This is a genomic window from Phaeodactylibacter xiamenensis (genome assembly GCF_965229835.1).
Lineage (GTDB): Bacteria > Bacteroidota > Bacteroidia > Chitinophagales > Saprospiraceae > Phaeodactylibacter > Phaeodactylibacter xiamenensis.
Window position 1 is genome coordinate 6,857,137 of record NZ_OZ245931.1, and the last position, 17,902, is coordinate 6,875,038.

The 17,902-nt window shown below is 49.9% G+C and carries 14 protein-coding genes; 10 read left to right on the plus strand and 4 right to left on the minus strand.

The features are described 5' to 3' along the window. The first annotated feature begins 23 nt into the window (after positions 1–23). The 10 genes from ACO08I_RS26535 (at position 24) to ACO08I_RS26580 (ending at position 10,739) form a co-directional block, all read left to right on the plus strand. Positions 24–2,285: a CocE/NonD family hydrolase gene (locus ACO08I_RS26535; protein ID WP_421947619.1), complete on the plus strand. Its 2,262-nt coding sequence runs from the start codon at positions 24–26 to the stop codon at positions 2,283–2,285. Positions 2,286–2,321: 36 nt separating this feature from the next. Beyond that, on the plus strand, positions 2,322–3,188 hold the full coding sequence (locus ACO08I_RS26540) for a hypothetical protein (protein WP_282781553.1): 867 nt from the start codon (positions 2,322–2,324) through the stop codon (positions 3,186–3,188). Positions 3,189–3,228: 40 nt separating this feature from the next. After that, entirely contained in the window at positions 3,229–3,681 is a 453-nt protein-coding gene (locus ACO08I_RS26545) for a hypothetical protein (protein ID WP_282781555.1), read from the plus strand. 94 nt (positions 3,682–3,775) lie between these two features. Next, positions 3,776–5,041 (plus strand): hypothetical protein, encoded by a 1,266-nt coding sequence (locus ACO08I_RS26550; protein WP_282781557.1) that lies wholly within the window; start codon positions 3,776–3,778, stop codon positions 5,039–5,041. Positions 5,042–5,230: 189 nt separating this feature from the next. Beyond that, positions 5,231–5,635 carry a hypothetical protein gene (locus ACO08I_RS26555; RefSeq protein ID WP_421947620.1) on the plus strand — a complete coding sequence of 135 codons (405 nt, stop codon included), beginning with the start codon at positions 5,231–5,233 and terminating at the stop codon, positions 5,633–5,635. Positions 5,636–5,792: 157 nt separating this feature from the next. Further along, the gene (locus ACO08I_RS26560) at positions 5,793–6,146 is read left to right on the plus strand and encodes a hypothetical protein (protein WP_282781561.1); all 354 of its coding nucleotides are present in this window, start codon (positions 5,793–5,795) and stop codon (positions 6,144–6,146) included. A 35-nt stretch (positions 6,147–6,181) separates the two neighbouring features. Continuing rightward, the gene (locus tag ACO08I_RS26565; RefSeq protein WP_282781563.1) at positions 6,182–6,589 is read left to right on the plus strand and encodes a hypothetical protein; all 408 of its coding nucleotides are present in this window, start codon (positions 6,182–6,184) and stop codon (positions 6,587–6,589) included. Then, positions 6,586–7,230, plus strand: a complete 645-nt coding sequence (locus ACO08I_RS26570) for an SCO family protein (RefSeq protein WP_282781564.1) — start codon at positions 6,586–6,588, stop codon at positions 7,228–7,230. Before ACO08I_RS26565 ends, ACO08I_RS26570 begins: the two co-directional genes overlap by 4 nt. Before the next feature lie 14 nt (positions 7,231–7,244). Beyond that, the gene (locus tag ACO08I_RS26575; RefSeq protein WP_345894652.1) at positions 7,245–8,288 is read left to right on the plus strand and encodes a superoxide dismutase; all 1,044 of its coding nucleotides are present in this window, start codon (positions 7,245–7,247) and stop codon (positions 8,286–8,288) included. A 192-nt stretch (positions 8,289–8,480) separates the two neighbouring features. Next, on the plus strand, positions 8,481–10,739 hold the full coding sequence (locus ACO08I_RS26580) for a TonB-dependent receptor domain-containing protein (RefSeq protein WP_421947621.1): 2,259 nt from the start codon (positions 8,481–8,483) through the stop codon (positions 10,737–10,739). Between the two features lie 258 nt (positions 10,740–10,997). Here the strand turns inward: ACO08I_RS26580 and ACO08I_RS26585 are convergent, their stop codons facing one another. The 4 genes from ACO08I_RS26585 to ACO08I_RS26600 form a co-directional block, all read right to left on the minus strand. Continuing rightward, complete coding sequence (locus ACO08I_RS26585) at positions 10,998–11,390, minus strand: DUF2809 domain-containing protein (protein ID WP_421949732.1); 393 nt, start codon at positions 11,388–11,390, stop codon at positions 10,998–11,000. Positions 11,391–11,407: 17 nt separating this feature from the next. Further along, a complete protein-coding gene (locus tag ACO08I_RS26590) occupies positions 11,408–12,556 on the minus strand; it encodes a hypothetical protein (RefSeq protein WP_421947622.1) in 1,149 nt (382 codons plus the stop codon). Positions 12,557–12,665: 109 nt separating this feature from the next. Beyond that, positions 12,666–13,352 (minus strand): DUF4058 family protein, encoded by a 687-nt coding sequence (locus ACO08I_RS26595; protein ID WP_421947623.1) that lies wholly within the window; start codon positions 13,350–13,352, stop codon positions 12,666–12,668. 244 nt (positions 13,353–13,596) lie between these two features. Continuing rightward, the gene (locus ACO08I_RS26600) at positions 13,597–17,286 is read right to left on the minus strand and encodes a T9SS type A sorting domain-containing protein (protein WP_421947624.1); all 3,690 of its coding nucleotides are present in this window, start codon (positions 17,284–17,286) and stop codon (positions 13,597–13,599) included. Positions 17,287–17,902 lie beyond the last annotated feature (616 nt).

The window sequence follows — 17,902 nt, forward strand, 5'->3', positions numbered from 1 at the left end:
AGCACCTCTATTAATGCAGGCGTATGAAAAATATTATCGCATTACTGATTACTGTTGTCTCAGTAACCACCACATTTGCTCAGGAATTTTACTTTCCAAAACAGACCTATTCAGACAGTATCGCCTTGGCTGCAGGAATACCAGCATTAGCCAGGCAGGTATATGAGGCTCATGAAAGTGGAGCTGTGGCGATATCGCTTGGCAACAGGTTTCATCTTCCCCTGGCAGCCGAACAGTACGGTAGGGCGACCACATTGATTGATTCTCTAAGACTGAGTTTTAACGAGGATTTTAACCGGGGTATTTACTTCCAATTTGAAGCTTTTGCAGAAGCAAAACAGCAAAGCAAAAGTTCAGGGCCCTTTCGCCAGATTTTTGAAGCTATTTTCAGAGCCGGATATCTGGATTTGAATATAGCCTCGCAGGAGGTGGTTTCAGCCAATACGCGTCTTTCCGTTGAACAGTTTAACGAGGCGCTAAAAGGGATCAAGGCACAGTATGGATCTAAGGATACGCTGCAGTTGATAGAGGCTATACAGCTGATTCGTGTTTACAACTTTCAGCAGGTGTATATGCAGGCCCTGGATATCATGCAGCAAGTGGTAGCCGAAGAAGATGAAAAAAGGTTTGTGGTGGACAGCGTGATGATTGAAACGAAAGACGGCAGTCCATTACAGGCCTTTGTTGTTAGAGAAAGAGCATCGGAAGGGCCCCTCCCCACTATTTTTATTTTTAATATTTATGCAGATGCAAATCGCGATGTGGGAAGAGCAAAAATATACGCTGCGGAAGGTTATGCTTGTACGGTGGCCAATACACGGGGAAAGGGAAAAAGCGAGGCACTAACAGAGCCTTTTGAGCATGATGGGCAGGATGCCTATGATGTCATCGACTGGATCAGCAAGCAGGAATGGAGCAATGGAGAAGTAGGCATGGTCGGCGGCAGTTATCTGGGCTTTGCGCAATGGTCGGCAACGAAGCGGCTACACCCTGCATTAAAAACCATAATGCCGCAGGTGGCTGTAGGGCCTGGTATCGATTATCCGATGAATGGCAATGTGTTTATGAGCTACATGCTGCGCTGGATTCGTTATGTGACCAACAATCCCACAACTGATTATCCGGATTTTTCTAACACTAATAAATGGAATACGCTCTTTAAAACATGGTATGAACAAGGCACCTCTTTCCGTTCCCTGGACAGCCTTGAAGGGCAACCAAGTGATATTTTTCAACGCTGGCTGGACCACCCCTCTTATGATGCCTTCTGGCAAAGTATGGTCCCCTGCAAAACGGATTTTTCAGAAATTGATATTCCCGTTTTGACCACTACCGGGTATTTTGATGATGACCAAATGGGCGCTATGTACTATTACAAGCAGCACCATATGCACAACCCCAATGCTACCCATTATCTGGTGATTGGACCTTATACCCACGGTGGTGCGCAGCTTTACCCAAATAAAGAAGTGGGGGGATATCAGGTTGATTCGGTTGCCACCTCCCTTAATTTCAGAAATCTGTCCGTTGAGTGGTTTGACTATGTGCTGAAAAAGGGTGAAAAACCTCAAATACTTAGGGATAAAGTAAATTACCAGGTAATGGGAACCAACCAATGGCAGCACACATCTACCTTAAGCGGGATGGCTACCGATACCCTGACCTTCTATTTTAACCCTACCAGATCTAATGATGCCTATACCCTAAGTCCACAACCTAGTGCAGAGTATGTGGAGCAAGAAGTAGATTTAGCCGACCGTAGCGATGCTACCGAGTTTGAGTTTAAAGTGATCCGGGACTCCATTAATACCGACCTCAATACTTCGATAAGTTTCATCTCTGACCCTCTTGAGGAGCCTACGATATGGAGTGGATCCTTTATAGCTTCTCTCCAGGTCGCCATAAACAAGAAAGACTTTGATATAGTGATCAGAGCGTATGAAATGATGCCCGACGGCCGGTACTTTGCCTTATTTACAGAAAGTGGGTTTAGTGCTTTGCAAAGAGCCAGCTATGCCAATGACCGTACCCAACGGCAATTGCTGACTCCTGATGAAAAAGAAACTGTAAAGATAAATACGTCATACATCACTGCAAAGCAAATGAGCAAAGGAAGCCGCTTAGTAATTACCCTGGGGGTGAATAAAAGCCCTTACTGGCAGATTAATTACGGGACAGGAAAGGATGTGAGCGAGGAAACGATAGCGGATGCAATAGAGCCATTAGAGATAAAATGGTATGGTGATAGCTCAATCCAAATCCCTATTCTGAAAGCCATGGAATAATAAGATTTTAAAAATTAAAAAGACCATCGGAAAGCGATGATAAAGAAAGTACTGATTTGGGTATTAGCTATTTTTTTGGCCTTGGCTGCCATGATTTACCAAAGGAGCACCGGGCCTACTTACGAGTATAAGGGATACCTGGAGCATGCCGGGGAAGCCTACAAATACAAATTGCTGCGTTCTCACGAAACCACCGATGGGGCTAAGATTGAACTGCCCTACTTTGAAGGGGCGAATTACGAAGCTACGCTGAATTATAAGCGCTATCAGACGGAGGATGCCATAACTAAGCTGGATTTCCAGTTGGAGGACGGCCGGTTCGTGGCCCCCTTACCGGTACAGCCTGCTGCCGGTAAAATGGAATACTTCATCACCGGCTCCATTAATGGCAAGCCGTTTACTATTCCTGAAGAGGGAGAAGACCGGATCGTGCTGCGGTATAAAGACCCTGTTTCTGACTTTATTCTGGTACCTCACGTCACCTTGATGATTATTGTGATCATTTTTGGTATCCGGGCCGGACTAAGTGCGGTTCTGGATCCCGGTACCATGCGCCGATGGACGGTAGTCGCGTTCTCCGCTATGACCGTTGGGGGGATGATCCTGGGGCCTTTGGTACAAAAAAGTGCATTTGGCGAATACTGGACGGGCTTCCCATTTGGAGGAGACTTCACGGATAATAAAATGCTCATTATGTGGGTGGTCTGGGCTTTGGCGCTGGCCATTATTGGTTTCAAGCCCAAAAAGAAGGAGAACATCAGCCGGGCAGCAGTATTAGGGGCTGCGCTGGTGATGACGGTAGTGTATCTCATTCCTCATAGCATGGGCGGTTCCACACTGGATTATGATAAGGTGGATCAGGGAATCGACCCTAAAGAAGCGATAAGGACAGGTGCTGAATAGGCTGTTTGCAAGAGAACCGGCCCCTAAATATGGAATGCAGATGATCTTCAACTGGATACATATCGTTATTGTGCACCTTACCGTAATCGGGACACCCTGGCTGGCGTATCGCGTCTTTTTACACAGGAAAAGCCCCACGGATGATAAGTTGTGGAAGGATTCCTACAGCGGGCTGATCATTTTGGCTGCCCTTTCAGCAATAGCCTACTTTACGGGGCCGGAAACGGCAGACTGGGCGAAGCAGGTTTTAGCGCCTTACCCTCAGGATCAGGTAGAGGACCATGCACTTTGGGGGAGGATCGCATTTGTGATTCAGGTGATTGCCGGGCTACTGGGGATTATGGGATGGTCCAGTATCCTGCAAGAGGAAAAGCCCGCCTCGTTCCTTTCTCCGCTGCTGTTGGTTCTGCTGGTTTCCAATACGTTCATTGTGTTTTATACCGCTCATCTGGGAGGGCTGATCAGAAGGTTGGATCTGATGATGGGGTTATAAGGTATTCCGGCTCAAGTTGGCTATTAAGAAGCAGGAAAGGGAGCAGTTTTAAGGGACTACTATCTGAAATCTGACAGTCATAAACTATAGAAACATGAAAAACCAAGAACAACAAGATGCCAAGCCCTGGGGGATCGGTCAGCGCATTGCTTTCCGGTTCATCTTCGTATACTTCGTCCTAAAGATGGCCCTTTGGTCTTTCATTCCCGTTCTTGGCAGATATCTGTATAAATTTTACTACTATCCCTCCTTCTTTGTCCAAAACAACATCTTGAAATGGCATGATCCGCCCCGTTGGGAACATCCACCAACCGGTAGTGGCGATACGCTCGATGACTGGATGCTGAATGTGGCTTACCTCAGCGTAAGTTTGCTGATCACGCTGATCTGGACAGCACTGGACCGGAGACGGCAGAGCTATCGGCAGCTCAATACGGTTCTGAAGATTGGATTACGGTACTATCTGGCCATGATTATGTTCAGCTATGGCATTTCAAAGTTGTTTGTCCTGCAAATGCCCTATCCTTCCCTTGCGCAGTTTTCGACACCCTTGGGGGAGTTCACGCCCATGCGTTTCACCTGGATGTATTTGGGGTATTCTGCGCCCTATCAGTTTTTCGGAGGTTTCATGGAGGTTCTAGGCGGACTGCTCATAGTGTTTCGCCGGACTCTGCTACTGGGGTTATTCGTATTGCTGGGCGTGATGGGGAATGTGTTTCTGCTCAACCTGTTTTACGGGGTTCCGGTCAAGCTGTTCTCTTTTTTCCTGATTTTGATCATTTTGTACCTGCTTTTGGAGTACGGCAAGCGCCTGATTGACTTCCTGTCCAACCGCCCAACCGAGCCTGTTGAAATACCGCCCTATTTTGATAAACCCTGGCAAAAGTATCTTCGGATCGGGCTTAAAGTCGCCTTTTTAGGATACACATTTGCTTATGGGTTTTATCAAGACTATGATTATTACAAAAGCGGCAAAGAGCGTCCATCATTAGCCATTGAAGGCGCTTTCGACGTGGACAGCTTTAAAAGAAACGGAGAAGACACCACCCGCTGGAACCGGATTGTGGTGAGCCCAAGGCGATCCGCAGGGTTCGGTTACGGGCATATTACGAGTGGTACCTCCAACTTCCGAAAGGTCAATTTTTCATTAGACAGCACGATGAATTTGACCATCAAGCCGAGCTTTGATACTACCGCTATTTTTGAAGGCCGGGTTGAGCCGAGAGGAGACCATCAGTTTGTATGGCAGGGGATCTCGGGTGCAGACTCCCTTGAATTGGTGCTGCGGCGCAACGAGCGGAACTTCAGGCTGGATAAGCAGAAATTCATGTGGGTCATGGAGCAGAAGGATTTTTATTAATAATGGCTATTTGATAGTTAAAGTTAGCCAGTGATTTTTGAGCCTGTATCGTCTAACGCAAAATGTATTTCATAACGGCCATTTTTGTGGTGTCAAAATCAGTATCAAATTTGTTCCCGGCGGGCCCCGATCGGTATAACAATCCCCTGACAAACTCTTCCATCCTTGTGCTTGCCAGTGTAAAGCTTTATGCCTATTTTTGTAATTAAGATGTACAGAATAGCCCTTATATCGATATTATGCCTCCTTGCCGTTGTGCCCGCACTTCGGCTGAGCATCATTTACGGCTGTTATGAACTCAACAAAGAGCACATCACAAATACCTATTGCGTCAATATCGACGAGCCTGTACTGATGTGCAGCGGCAAATGCTATGTCAATGACATCATTGCAGAGTCTTCTGCGGATGACGGGGCTCAAGCTCCCCTGCCCGTGGTAGAAGACCTGCGGCCAATTACACCTTTCTTTCCCGAAGGCTTCTGCTGCGCTGCAATAATTGCAGTACGGGACGGGCAGCCCTTGCCTGTTATCTTCACCGAAAATCTTCACCACCGGCTCTACGCAGCCTCAATCTTCAAGCCTCCCCGAGCCTGACCTTACCATCACTCCTGAATTTTTATTGGTTTCGCTGAACCGCTCACGGCAGCAGGCAGATGTCCTGTAATGCCATGGTATTCCTATTGTAAACATTGATGTTATTGTCAAGGCAGGTTTGTGCAGTCTGTGGTGAAGCGGTAAAAACTAAAACACAATGGGTTTTATCAATTACTTGATGGAGCTGCCGCTCCTCACAAAAGCGGGTATTGCGGTGAGCATCATACTCGAATTATTGCTTTTGTACCAGGCCGTTCGAATGTATAGCGTAGCCCGCCGTTATCGGTATGCCATGCTCAATCAGCCTTACCCTGAGCCGGTCCGGGCAGTATGGGCTCAGGACTTGTACAGCCGGCTGGGCAGAGCTGTTTACGCGGTTCTGGGTTTCCCGCTGTTCTTTCTTTTCGGACACCGAAATTTTGACCGTTTTCAGCTTGCGGCATTGTATGCCTTCATTGGCTTGGCAAGCTTGGCTGTCTATTTTTTTATACAACTAAATGTCATAGGGTAAGCCGTATCAACCTTTTGGCAATCAAACTGAATAATATGCGTACAACATTCCAAATGATGTGGGGCATCATGCTCCTGTCGATGCTCGCTGCCTGCGCAAAAGCGCCTCAGCAAGAAGGCAGCAGCCTTTCCGATGACTGGTCAGCGATGATGGCTGTGCACGACGAGGTCATGCCCAAAATGAGCAACATCGCCCGCCTGAAAAAACAGCTGAAAGGAGATACCACCGCCCGCTCAATGGTATTGGAGCTAACCAAAGCTGAAGATGCAATGTGGGAATGGATGCACAACCTCCGGCATGAGTCTGATGTGATGAAAATGCCGGAGCCGAAAGCAAAAGCCTACGTGGCCAAAGAGCTTCAGCGCATCGAGGCTGTAAAAGCGCTGATGTTGAAAAGTATAGCTGAGGCAGAAGCTTATCAACCCTCAACAACAGTACAATGAACCAATTGCGCCTTTTCATACTACTTGTGACCGGGCCCTTTCTGTCTGCCTGTGAAGGCGGGCAGGAGGGCCCTCTTCCTGTCTTAGGCAATAAATACACGGTAGGAGGAGATACCGTTTTTCACGAGATCGCCGATTTCCGTTTTGTCAATCAGGACAGTCAATGGGTGACAAATGCGACTTTTCAGGACAAGGTCTATCTGGCAGACTTCTTCTTTACTTCCTGCCCCACTATTTGCCCCAAGGTAAAAAAGCAGATGCTCCGGCTGTATAATAAGTACGAGCAGGACTCCCGGGTCTTACTGCTTTCACACTCCATAGATGTCAGAAGGGATACCGTGGGGCATCTCAGGCGGTACGCTTCTAATCTGGGGGTGAAAACAGAAAAATGGCACTTTGTCACGGGGTTGCATGATGAAATCTACGAGATGGCGGATGACTACTTTAGCACGGCTAAGGTCGACGCTGAAGCCCCTGGCGGCTTTGACCACAGCGGCCTAATCATTCTCGTGGATGCCAACCGGCACGTCCGGGCTTACTGCGATGGGACCGACGCTGCATCTGTCGGTCAATTTATGGAGGATATTGACAAACTGCTCAGGGAAGAGTATGCCCCTGCCCTTGATCCTATTGTAAACTAAAACACATGATTACCATGCATAAAAGAACATTTCTCAAACAAAGCGGGCTGTTAGCCGGTGCCGCGATTCTTTTCCCTTCAGGTTGGGCAAGCCTTGTTGCCCAGACTAGGCTGTTCTCACCTGATGACCCATTTAAACTCCCTGAACTAGGGTATGCCTACGATGCACTTGAGCCTTACATCGATGCCCGCACAATGGAAATACACCATGCCAGGCACCACGCAGGCTATGTCCGCAAGCTTAACACAGCAGTAAAGGGGACTCCGTACGCAGAACTGCCCCTCCGGCAGTTGATGCGGCGGTTGGCTCCATCCGATACTGCCCTGCGTAATAACGGTGGAGGGCATTACAATCACAGTTTATTTTGGAAAATCCTGGCCCCTTCAGCAGATACTGAACCATCTCCCAATTTAATGGAGGCCATTCAAAAGCACTTTGGCAGCATGGAAGGTCTAAAAGAAACCATGCTGAAGGCTGCAAAAACGCGTTTTGGCTCCGGTTGGGCCTGGCTGGCTGCTGATGCGGAAGGCCGGCTATTTGTTACCTCCACCGCCAATCAGGACAACCCCATGATGAGGCAGGTAGCCGATCAGTCCGGTTATCCCATCCTGGGTATAGACGTATGGGAGCATGCCTACTACCTGAAATACCAGAATAGGCGCGGCGATTACCTGGAGGCCGTTTGGAATGCTGTCAATTGGGAAGCTGTCAGCGAGCAATATGGTATTTCAAGCCACCCTTTTATCGTTTGGGAGACGCTGGATGAATTCCACAATATCATGGCCGCAACTTTTCACCCTCTGGAGGAAGGTGATTTACAGCCCATCAAATCCCGGTCTGGTGAATTGGCAGCAGCGGCAAAGCGCCTGGCCAAAGGCCATATACCTGCAAGATTTGATGAGACAGGTGTCCAAGACAACCTAAAGGCACTGCGCAAGGACAGTGCCGCATTGCATAAGCTGGTTAAAAATGGCGGCAGCGATGAAGCCATCACCAAAGGCCTCAATGCGCTGCACGAGGTATTCCATCGCATTGTGGGCGCTTGCATGGAGGAATAATTCCTAGACCATGTTGGGATTTAGGTCTTTTAGTCGAAAATGATTCATTTTTTGCTTAGACGAGGCACAGGTTCGGGATCATAGCAGCGCCATGAAGCCCGGTTCTGTAACGAAGTATTAGCAAAAAAGGGACATTTGCAGACCAATTACTAAAGTCCCAACATGGTCTTAAAAAGCAAAAAACAACACAACATGAAAATTCAAAATAAATTCGTTTTACTGCTGGCAGCTAGTTTCATGCTCAGTGTCAGCGTGTACGCTCAGTCAACCGAGAAGATCCGCTTTCTGGACGAAGACACTTCTCAGCCCATTACCGGGCTAACTTTTGAGTACGGGCAGCAGTCGGGCACTTCTGATGAAAACGGAGCCATCACTTTTACACTGCGGGAGGGAGAGACCATGTACCTGTCCCACCTCAGCTACGGCCGTTGGGAATTATCGCCTGTTGCTGTGCAGGAGATGGCCAAGGCTGGTGCGTACTACCGGCGCCGCGAATCGCAACAACTCTACCCGGTTACCGTCATTGCGGTGCGCCCCGGGCAGCAGCCTGCTGATGAGGTAGACCTGGGCTATCAGGACTACATGCAGCACGACGCAGCTGCCATCCTGTCGCAAACGGCAGGTATGAGCAGCATACAAAAAGCCGGCAACTACGGCTTCGACCCGGTGCTGCGTGGTTTCAAGTACGACCAGCTCAATGTGGTACTCAACGGTGCTCAGAGCGCTACCGCTGCCTGCCCCAACCGCATGGACCCGCCTACCAGCCAAATGGCGCCCAATATGATGGACCGTATCGAAGTCCTCAAGGGGCCGCACGCCCTGCGCTACGGTACGGGTTTTGGAGCAACCATCAACTTTGTGCCCACCAACCTCCGCTTTACCGAGGAGGCAGATATTTACGGGCGGTTTTCCTCAGGTTATGAGGGGAATGGTGAAGTGCTCCGGGGCGAAAGCCAGCTCGGGTTTTCCGGGAAGCGCTACGACCTTGGGCTGTTTGCCGCATGGTCGCAGGGTAATGACTACACCGCCGGAGATGGATCTACGGTGCAGTCTGACTTCCAGCGAGGTAGTTTCGGCGCTAATCTGGGCCTGAAGCTTGCCGGCAATCAGCAATTGCGGATTTCGGGCCTGTACAATATCGCCCGGGATGCCGACTTCCCGGCCCTGCCCATGGATTTGCGCGAAGACGATACCTGGATGTTCAATGCCCGCCACGATATCCGCTTTGAGGAGGGTGCCCTGCAGTCCTGGAACACCACTGTATTCGGCTCGTTCGTGGATCACCTGATGGACAACCTCCTCAAACCGCTTGATCCCAGAATGCTGAATGCGGAGACTGCGGCTACGACCTATAATTACGGCGGCCGCACTGAGGGGCTGTGGCAGTTGAAAAATGCCAGGCTGTATACCGGTGCTGACCTGCGGGTGGAAGGTGCTTCTGGCATCCGGGTGCGCGAATTCCTGATGGGGCCAAATGCAGGGCGGACTTTCGAAGACGATGCCTGGCAGGATGGCCAAATCGCCAAAGCAGGCCTGTTTGGAGAATACCAGCAGCGGCTGGGCGCCTACCAACTGGTACTCTCTACCCGGCTGGAGCTGAATACCGCTTCGGTTGAAGAGGCCAGCCCGGAATTTACGGAAGTGTATACGGATACAGAGACCACGCAGTTCAACTCCAATTTTAGCCTTGGAGCCAGCCGGCAAATCAGCGGGGAGGCAAAAATGGGCTTATTCCTCGGGCGGGCACAGCGCAGCGGCAGCCTTACCGAGCGCTTCATCAACTACTTCCCCGTAGGAATAGACCCCTTTGAAATGCTGGGCAACCCACAGCTTTCACCGGAGGTCAACTACCAGGCTGACCTGACCTTCGAGTGGCACACGGAGGTTACGGCCCTTAAGGTCGATGTGTTTGCCGGGTATTTGCAGGACTATATTTCCTCCGTTATTGACCCCACGCTTTCCCCTCGGCTGCCCATGAGCCCGGGTGTACGGCAATTCATCAACATCGAAGAGGCCTTTAAAACGGGTTTTGAAGCCAACTGGACACAGCAGCTGATGGCAGGGCTTCAGCACCAGATGTCTATCGCATATACCTATGCGCAGGATATGGAACGGGACGAGCCGCTGCCCGAGATCGCACCGCTGGACTTCCGCTACGCGCTTCAGGGCGCCTATTTCGGGGAGAAACTACAGCCAGAAGTCTCTTTCCGGCATGTGCTGGAGCAAAACCGGGTATCCTCGGAGTTTGGAGAAACGGGAACCCCTGCGTTTTCTTTGATTGACCTCAAGCTGGCTTATCAGTTCACAGAGGCTTTCCGACTGAGCGCCGGTGTTAACAACCTGCTGGACGAAGCCTACTATGAGCACCTCAACCGGTCGGTGCGGGGCACGAATGCGCCTATCCTTGCCCGGGGTCGGAACGGGTATGTTTCTGTAAATATTAGTTTTTAGATTCTTAGCGAAGTGGACGATATTTACGGCTACTTTGCTGAAACGGGTCATAGCCTGCCGCTTCTATATAAGTGGCAGGCTATCGACTTCAATGATTTATGCCTCAAAGTATTTATCGAGCCCGAATAGCCAAACCTCGCCTGGATGGTGCAGCGGGGAATAATGCTTTCTGAGTTCAATCTTTCTTTGAAAGTGATATTGCAATATTGCGTTCATTTCACAACGGCTCTCAACATATCCACCTTTTAAGCTATCACCCTAATCGGTTCTCCCGCTCTTTTCCAACACATACTCCAAGCCTAAACCCATCATCCCCCCAACCGCATAACTGACCAAATCACTCCACAGAAACCCAAAGCCCAGGATTAGGCCTCCCAGCCTGGTTTTTCTGATTTCATTGATCCATTCTGCCTGATACAGCTGGCTGAATTCAATCAAAAAACAGGTCAGTATGCTTATCAACGCGACTTTCTTCGAGCTCATTCTCGGAAATAGAAAGCCGAATATCCAGAAAATCATTAATGCATAAAACACATCCCCTAAATAGGAGTAGATAAGTTCAGGAATAAATGCAGCCCTTGATACCAGCCCAAGTGCGATCGTAGAGATAATGAAGAAAAGGTAAAGTATCCGGTTTCGCTTAATCCTCAGGGAGTAAACCATCGGTTTTAGTTGCAATTACTGACAATCATTAGCCCTTTTTGACTGTAGATAATGAACCTGTTCCTATCCACATCAAAATTGATGCCCTGCACACAGTGGCCAATAGCATTCAGCTTTGAATCCTTTACGATTGTAATATCCTCAATAGTCAAGGTTTGCCCTACGCTGGTTAAATCAATTTTTTGAATTCCTCTGCAGCCACTAAGGGTGGTAGCTACGTACAAAACCCCATTCTTTAATTCCACATCACTGTATAAGGGAGCCATGAAGTCCGCCAACTTCCATTGGCGCTCGCTTTCAAATTCAAAATCCTCTTTGTTTACGTAATCGTACCATGTGGATGAACCGTAATCCCACTCAAGTATATCGGGAAAGCCCACTCCATTTTTTAAAACTGCAACCAATCGATCATCCTCAGTAGTTGTCCATATATGGGAATCATGGTGTCCTGCATTTAGTCCGGAATTAGAACTATCAAAGATATTTATGATTTCACCAGCGCTATTATAATGATATATTGCATCCGTATTGTTACGATTAAATGCTATGATCTCGTTGTTTTTGAGTACTTTAAATATTGATATCCACTCTTCCTTGTCTACTGTAATTTGTACAACGCTGTCCATGGATACCACTTTATAAATGTGGCTCGCCGTCGTCATTGACAGTTCCGGGCTGCTGTTAAACCCGGTGAAGAATAGGCCGTTGTCTACTGTTTGCTCTAAGCTGCTGCAAGAGTATTCTGATATTTTTTGAAAGGAATCTGTATCATCGCTCTCTACTGAGAAAATGCCAGACCAGGTACAGAAGTGTAGGCTGTTCTCCTGTCTGTTCATTTCTGCAACATATTGAGTCTCGGCAAGCAATTCAGTAGTTCCCAGAGGTATTGAATAGGCTTTAATCTGATGATCGAAATTTGTATAGTAAATGATATCTCCGACCACCTCTAAGAACCGCACGGACTCGTCATTTTCGATAAAATCTATAAGCTTGTATTCATTGCAATCAAATCCATTTTCGGTCACAATATGGGCTTCCGGTAATTCATCCAGAATTACGATCAGCTCCTCGTTTTCATCATCAATATTGAGGTCACAGGCCATTAATAGAAGAGAAAGGAGTAAACACAGTGAGATGCACTTCTTTAAATTCATAATAAAAGGGTTTAGATAGAGGTTGTGTTTTGAAAAAATCAGAATGGCTAACTGCCAAACTTATTACTAATCGTATTCATCTGGAAACAACTTGTGATGTCGTACTGTACTATCCCAGCCGCCCCCCCAGCCCACTCTTCTTCAGGTATTCCTGCAAGATATACTCCAACGGCAGCGGCACATCCGCATCCGGAGCAAGCAGGGGGATGGGAATGGCAGGCAGTGTTTCTCCAAGAGCAGTTGCCCAGACGTTGGCAATACTGTTACCGGCGCGCTGCACCGTCATCACATAATCGGACTTATCCACCCGCTCGTCCCGCCAGCGGCGCTTCCCCTGTTTCAGTAAATCAATTTCCACCAGATGAATGCACTTCCCGGCAAGCTGCTCCTGCTTACGGCGGAAATCCTCGTAGCCGTCCCCCGTTTTATTGGCAGGAGAAAGGATTTCAATGGTCGTGACCAAACTTTCATCTTTGTCCCGTATGGCTACATACCGTTGGGGTTGGCCTAAAACCTCTACGGAGAAAGAAGGTGGTTGCACCACTATGGCATCTGTGTAGGGCGCTTCAGGCGATTCGGCCCGGTCAATACTGGCATCCGGGCGGTATTGCTTAGCGGCTCCGGATTCATCCGTCATGGACAGCCCGCGCTCCACAGAAATAGTGTAACGCTCGGGAAGGCGGGGCGCCAGCCAATCACGGGTGTACACACTAAGAGATGCGTGCAGATCAGGGAAGTACCTGGGCTGCTCCAATGTGGGGTGCATGCCGGTATGTTGTTCTTTGCGCTTCGCCATCGCTTAAATATACCGGTTGCCGGACAGATAGTCAAGCAGCAGGTGGTCTTAATGCCTGATCAGATCGCTTTTCCGAAGATCGAAAATGCTTCAAAGACAGGAAAAACGCGTAAAGAACATTGGGGAAATTAGAAACCAGATGATCAGCGGCGATGCCGTCCTGTACGCTTGTGCATTCCCCCCAAAAAACAGCAGCCCCCGCTGCGTAGCGGAGGCTGCTGAAGAAACATCTTTTTAATCACGACTACATTTTGATAATACGGCGAACCATGCCTCGGGTACCATCGGAATGGTAAACCACAAGGGTATATCCACCCGGCGTCATCTGTCGCATATCAATCACTTCCAACGCATTGGCTTCCTCAACCTTAATTTCACGTACAAGCTTGCCATTGGCATCATTGAGGTGAATGGTCAAATCCGAACCAATCATCCAGTCGGCTACGGGAACATACAGCTGATCGGAAACCGGATTAGGGTAGGGGGCTTTCTCCAACAGGGTGGGGCATGGCTCTACCTGGAATGCTGCCCCGGCGACGTCCAGAGCGGCACAAATATCACCACCGCCCTGCACCAATAAGCCGTTCACGTCAACCCCGGTCGTCACGCCAAATTCCACGATCGACAAGTCGAGGGTCAATGGATTGTAGATCAGGGTGTGAATGGTAAACAGCCCTGTTTCTTCAATCGTAAAGGTTGGATCGGTATTGACCGCCTCAATGACAAGGTCTGTTCCTGAAGTCAGCACAAATAGTCGCTCATAGCCATTAGGAATAACCGGCGCTTGGCCTTCAACCGCAGTTAATTCCGCAGTGCCATCCAGGCAATTATCAGAATCGGCAATCAGGGTGCCTGCCTCCGCTGTACAGGGGCATTCTTCGACCTGGAACTGCGCGCCTGCCACGAGCAGGGAAGCGCAAATATCACCTCCGCCCTGAATGAGCAGGTTATTGACATCCACGCCGGTGGTCACGCCGAATTCCACGATGCTTAGGTCGAGGGTCAGTGGGTTGTACACAAGTGTGTGAATGGTATATAGCCCGGTGTCCGTCACCGTGAACTCAGGAGTAGCGTTAACGTCCTGAATAACGAGGCCGTTGCCGGAGGTGAGCACGTAGATCACTTCATAACCGGCCGGTACATTCGGCGTTGTGTCTTCAGTCGCTACGAGCGCTGCGTCCCCGTCTAGGCAATTGTCGCTGTCGGCGGTCAGGGTGCCTGCGTCCGCTGTACAGGGGCATTCTTCGACCTGGAACTGCGCGCCCGCCACGAGCAGGGAAGCGCAAATATCGCCCCCGCCCTGAATGAGCAGGTTGTTGACATCCACGCCGGTAGTCACGCCAAATTCCACAATGCTGAGGTCGAGTGTCGCTGGGTCGTACACAAGGGTATGAATGGTGAACAGCCCGGTCTCTGCCACGGTAAACTGAGGCGTATCGTTAACGTCCTGAATAACGAGGCCGTTGCCGGAAGTGAGGACGTAGAGGACTTCGAACCCGGCCGGTACATTCGGTGCGGTGTCTTCTGATGCAATCAGTTCGGCTTCTCCGTCGAGGCAGTTGTCAGAATCAGCCAAGAGGGAGCCTGCGTCCGCTGTGCAGCACGCTTCGACCTGGAACTGTGCGCCAGCCACGAGCAGGGAAGCGCAAATATCACCGCCACCCTGAATGAGCAGGTTATTGACATCCACGCCAGTGGTCACGCCGAATTCCACGATGCTGAGGTCGAGGGTCAGTGGGTTGTACACAAGTGTGTGGATGGTATACAGCCCGGTATCCGTCACCGTGAACTCAGGAGTAGCATTAACGTCCTGAATAACGAGGCCGTTGCCGGAGGTGAGCACGTAGATCACTTCATAACCGGCCGGTACATTCGGCGCTGTGTCTTCAGCCGCTACGAGCGCTGCGTCCCCGTCTAGGCAATTGTCGCTGTCGGCGGTCAGGGTGCCTGCGTCCGCTGTACAGGGGCATTCTTCGACCTGGAACTGCGCGCCTGCCACGAGCAGGGAAGCGCAAATATCGCCCCCGCCCTGAATGAGCAGGTTGTTGACATCCACGCCGGTAGTCACGCCAAATTCCACAATGCTGAGGTCGAGTGTCGCCGGGTCGTACACAAGGGTATGAATGGTGAACAGCCCGGTCTCTGCCACGGTAAACTGAGGCGTATCGTTAACGTCCTGGATAACGAGGTCGTTGCCGGAAGTGAGGACGTAGAGGACTTCGAACCCGGCCGGTACATTCGGTGCGGTGTCTTCTGAGGCAATCAGCTCAGCTTCTCCGTCGAGGCAGTTGTCAGAATCAGCCAAGAGGGTGCCTGCGTCCGCTGTGCAGCACGCTTCGACCTGGAACTGTGCGCCAGCCACGAGCAGGGAAGCGCAAATATCACCGCCGCCCTGAATGAGCAGGTTATTGACATCCACGCCAGTGGTCACGCCGAATTCCACGATGCTGAGGTCGAGGGTCAGTGGGTTGTACACTAGGGTGTGGATTGTATACAGCCCGGTATCCGTCACCGTGAACTCAGGAGTAGCATTAACGTCCTGAATAACGAGGCCGTTGCCGGAGGTGAGCACGTAGATCACTTCGTAACCGGCCGGTACATTCGGCGCTGTGTCTTCAGCCGCTACGAGCGCTGCGTCTCCATCGAGGCAATTGTCGCTGTCGGCGGTCAGGGTGCCTGCGTCCGCTGTACAGGGGCATTCTTCGACTTGGAACTGCGCGCCTGCCACGAGCAGGGAAGCGCAAATATCGCCTCCGCCCTGAATGAGCAGGTTGTTGACATCCACGCCGGTAGTCACACCAAATTCTACGATGCTGAGGTCGAGTGTCGCCGGGTCGTACACAAGGGTATGAATGGTGAACAGCCCGGTCTCTGCCACGGTAAACTGAGGCGTATCGTTAACGTCCTGAATAACGAGGCCGTTGCCGGAAGTGAGGACGTAGAGGACTTCGAACCCGGCCGGTACATTCGGTGCGGTGTCTTCTGAGGCAATCAGCTCAGCTGCTCCGTCGAGGCAGTTGTCAGAATCAGCTACGAGCGTGCCTGCATTGGCCAGGCAGGCATCGCATCCCCTGAAGTTAAACTGTGTGCCTTCCACATTCAGAGAAGCACAAATGCTGCCATTGCCTTGCAGCAGAAGGCTATTGACCTCAAAACCGGTGGTGACGCCGATCTCCACAATACTCAAATCCAAAGTAGAAGGGTCGTAAACCAGGGGGTGAATGCGGTAGTTTTTATCGGTGCTGACAATGAATTCAGGTGTCTCATTGACACCTTCGATAAGCAGGTCATTCCCTGAGGTCAGGACATAGATGATCTCAAAGCCAGCAGGGATGACCGCATCGCCACTCGGAGCCGACTTAATTTCCGCGAGGTTGTTGTCAAAACAAACGCCGGCAGCATTGAGTGTTCCTGCTTCTGCATCGCAAGGGCAGGCACCAATGTGAAAACCAGCGCCCTGAGTATCTAATGCGCCACAGAGTACGCCTCCACCTTGTTCAAAGAACAGCACCAGTTCGGCCACCCGGAGATCGCCCAAACTGATATTGTTGGGATTGAAAGAAGACGGGCGGTACACCAGCGAATGAATGCTGTATTCTCCTGCTTCATCGATGGTAAACTGGGGTTGGTCATTGAGCGCAATAATGGTTCGATTGGCGCCACTGGCCAGCAGAAAGATTTGTTCAAAATGGTGGGGGATCACCGGTTCTGCAATTACCGTTGCTTCCAGGTCCAGCGTTCCGGCAATACAGCCGACCTCTACGGCTTCGACCTGTGCTGCTTCGGCCGGGCAATCGCTGGCGCTGTTTGCGGATGGGTTAAGCTCCGAACCCAGCAAAGGGGTGGACAGCACACCCCAAAAAGCGAATAGCCAGAGCAGTAAGCTCCGGCTTAGGGTCTTGTTCGGATTGGGAAAAAGTAATGGGTTGTTCATAATGGATTGATTTGGTAAAAAATGGTTACAGCTTAGCAAGCTGAGTAGATACCGAATCAACTTTGCGGTGAGCAACTTGTTGGCGGATCGCCATTTATAATGAGGAAATGACAAGAATTGGGCAAATCCGAATGCCGGGTGCTTGTTGTGTAACAGCTCCCTGAACATGCAGATGTTTGCGGGCAGCTATTCCTTTTGCCGGTTAAAATATTTTATGACTGCTTTTTCGCCACTATTCATTAACCGCTCTTTCTCTTCCGTTTTCAATCTCTTTATTCTTGGGCTAATTCCTACTGATGACACGGATATTGTCCTTTCCCAATCTTCAGCAGAAATTTGGCTCCGGTTCAGGTTCTCTAGAGTTAGCACATAAAATGCTTCAATATACTCTTTCAAAGTACTGATTTCCTGGTCTATCAGCCCGACCCCTTGTTCATCATTCTTTATTTGATCATCTGAATCTATTCTTATCCCTAGCAGCCTGTCGGAGATGTGCTGATGCGGCGAGAGCGAGCAAATATTGTTCTGAACAAGGCACGAAGAAGGAACATAGCCTGAGCTAAGTGACTGATGAGCAACGAAGTGCAGAATAATATTTGCCGTTCGCAGACCATTG

Bases quoted from the DNA above. Each gene is read 5' to 3' on its own strand.
- ACO08I_RS26535 (WP_421947619.1), top strand. From the start codon at position 24: ATGAAAAATATTATCGCATTACTGATTACTGTTGTCTCAGTAACCACC.
- ACO08I_RS26540 (WP_282781553.1), top strand. From the start codon at position 2,322: ATGATAAAGAAAGTACTGATTTGGGTATTAGCTATTTTTTTGGCCTTG.
- ACO08I_RS26545 (WP_282781555.1), top strand. From the start codon at position 3,229: ATGATCTTCAACTGGATACATATCGTTATTGTGCACCTTACCGTAATC.
- ACO08I_RS26550 (WP_282781557.1), top strand. From the start codon at position 3,776: ATGAAAAACCAAGAACAACAAGATGCCAAGCCCTGGGGGATCGGTCAG.
- ACO08I_RS26555 (WP_421947620.1), top strand. From the start codon at position 5,231: ATGCCTATTTTTGTAATTAAGATGTACAGAATAGCCCTTATATCGATA.
- ACO08I_RS26560 (WP_282781561.1), top strand. From the start codon at position 5,793: ATGGGTTTTATCAATTACTTGATGGAGCTGCCGCTCCTCACAAAAGCG.
- ACO08I_RS26565 (WP_282781563.1), top strand. From the start codon at position 6,182: ATGCGTACAACATTCCAAATGATGTGGGGCATCATGCTCCTGTCGATG.
- ACO08I_RS26570 (WP_282781564.1), top strand. From the start codon at position 6,586: ATGAACCAATTGCGCCTTTTCATACTACTTGTGACCGGGCCCTTTCTG.
- ACO08I_RS26575 (WP_345894652.1), top strand. From the start codon at position 7,245: ATGCATAAAAGAACATTTCTCAAACAAAGCGGGCTGTTAGCCGGTGCC.
- ACO08I_RS26580 (WP_421947621.1), top strand. From the start codon at position 8,481: ATGAAAATTCAAAATAAATTCGTTTTACTGCTGGCAGCTAGTTTCATG.
- ACO08I_RS26590 (WP_421947622.1), bottom strand. From the start codon at position 12,556: ATGAATTTAAAGAAGTGCATCTCACTGTGTTTACTCCTTTCTCTTCTA.
- ACO08I_RS26595 (WP_421947623.1), bottom strand. From the start codon at position 13,352: ATGGCGAAGCGCAAAGAACAACATACCGGCATGCACCCCACATTGGAG.
- ACO08I_RS26600 (WP_421947624.1), bottom strand. From the start codon at position 17,286: ATGAACAACCCATTACTTTTTCCCAATCCGAACAAGACCCTAAGCCGG.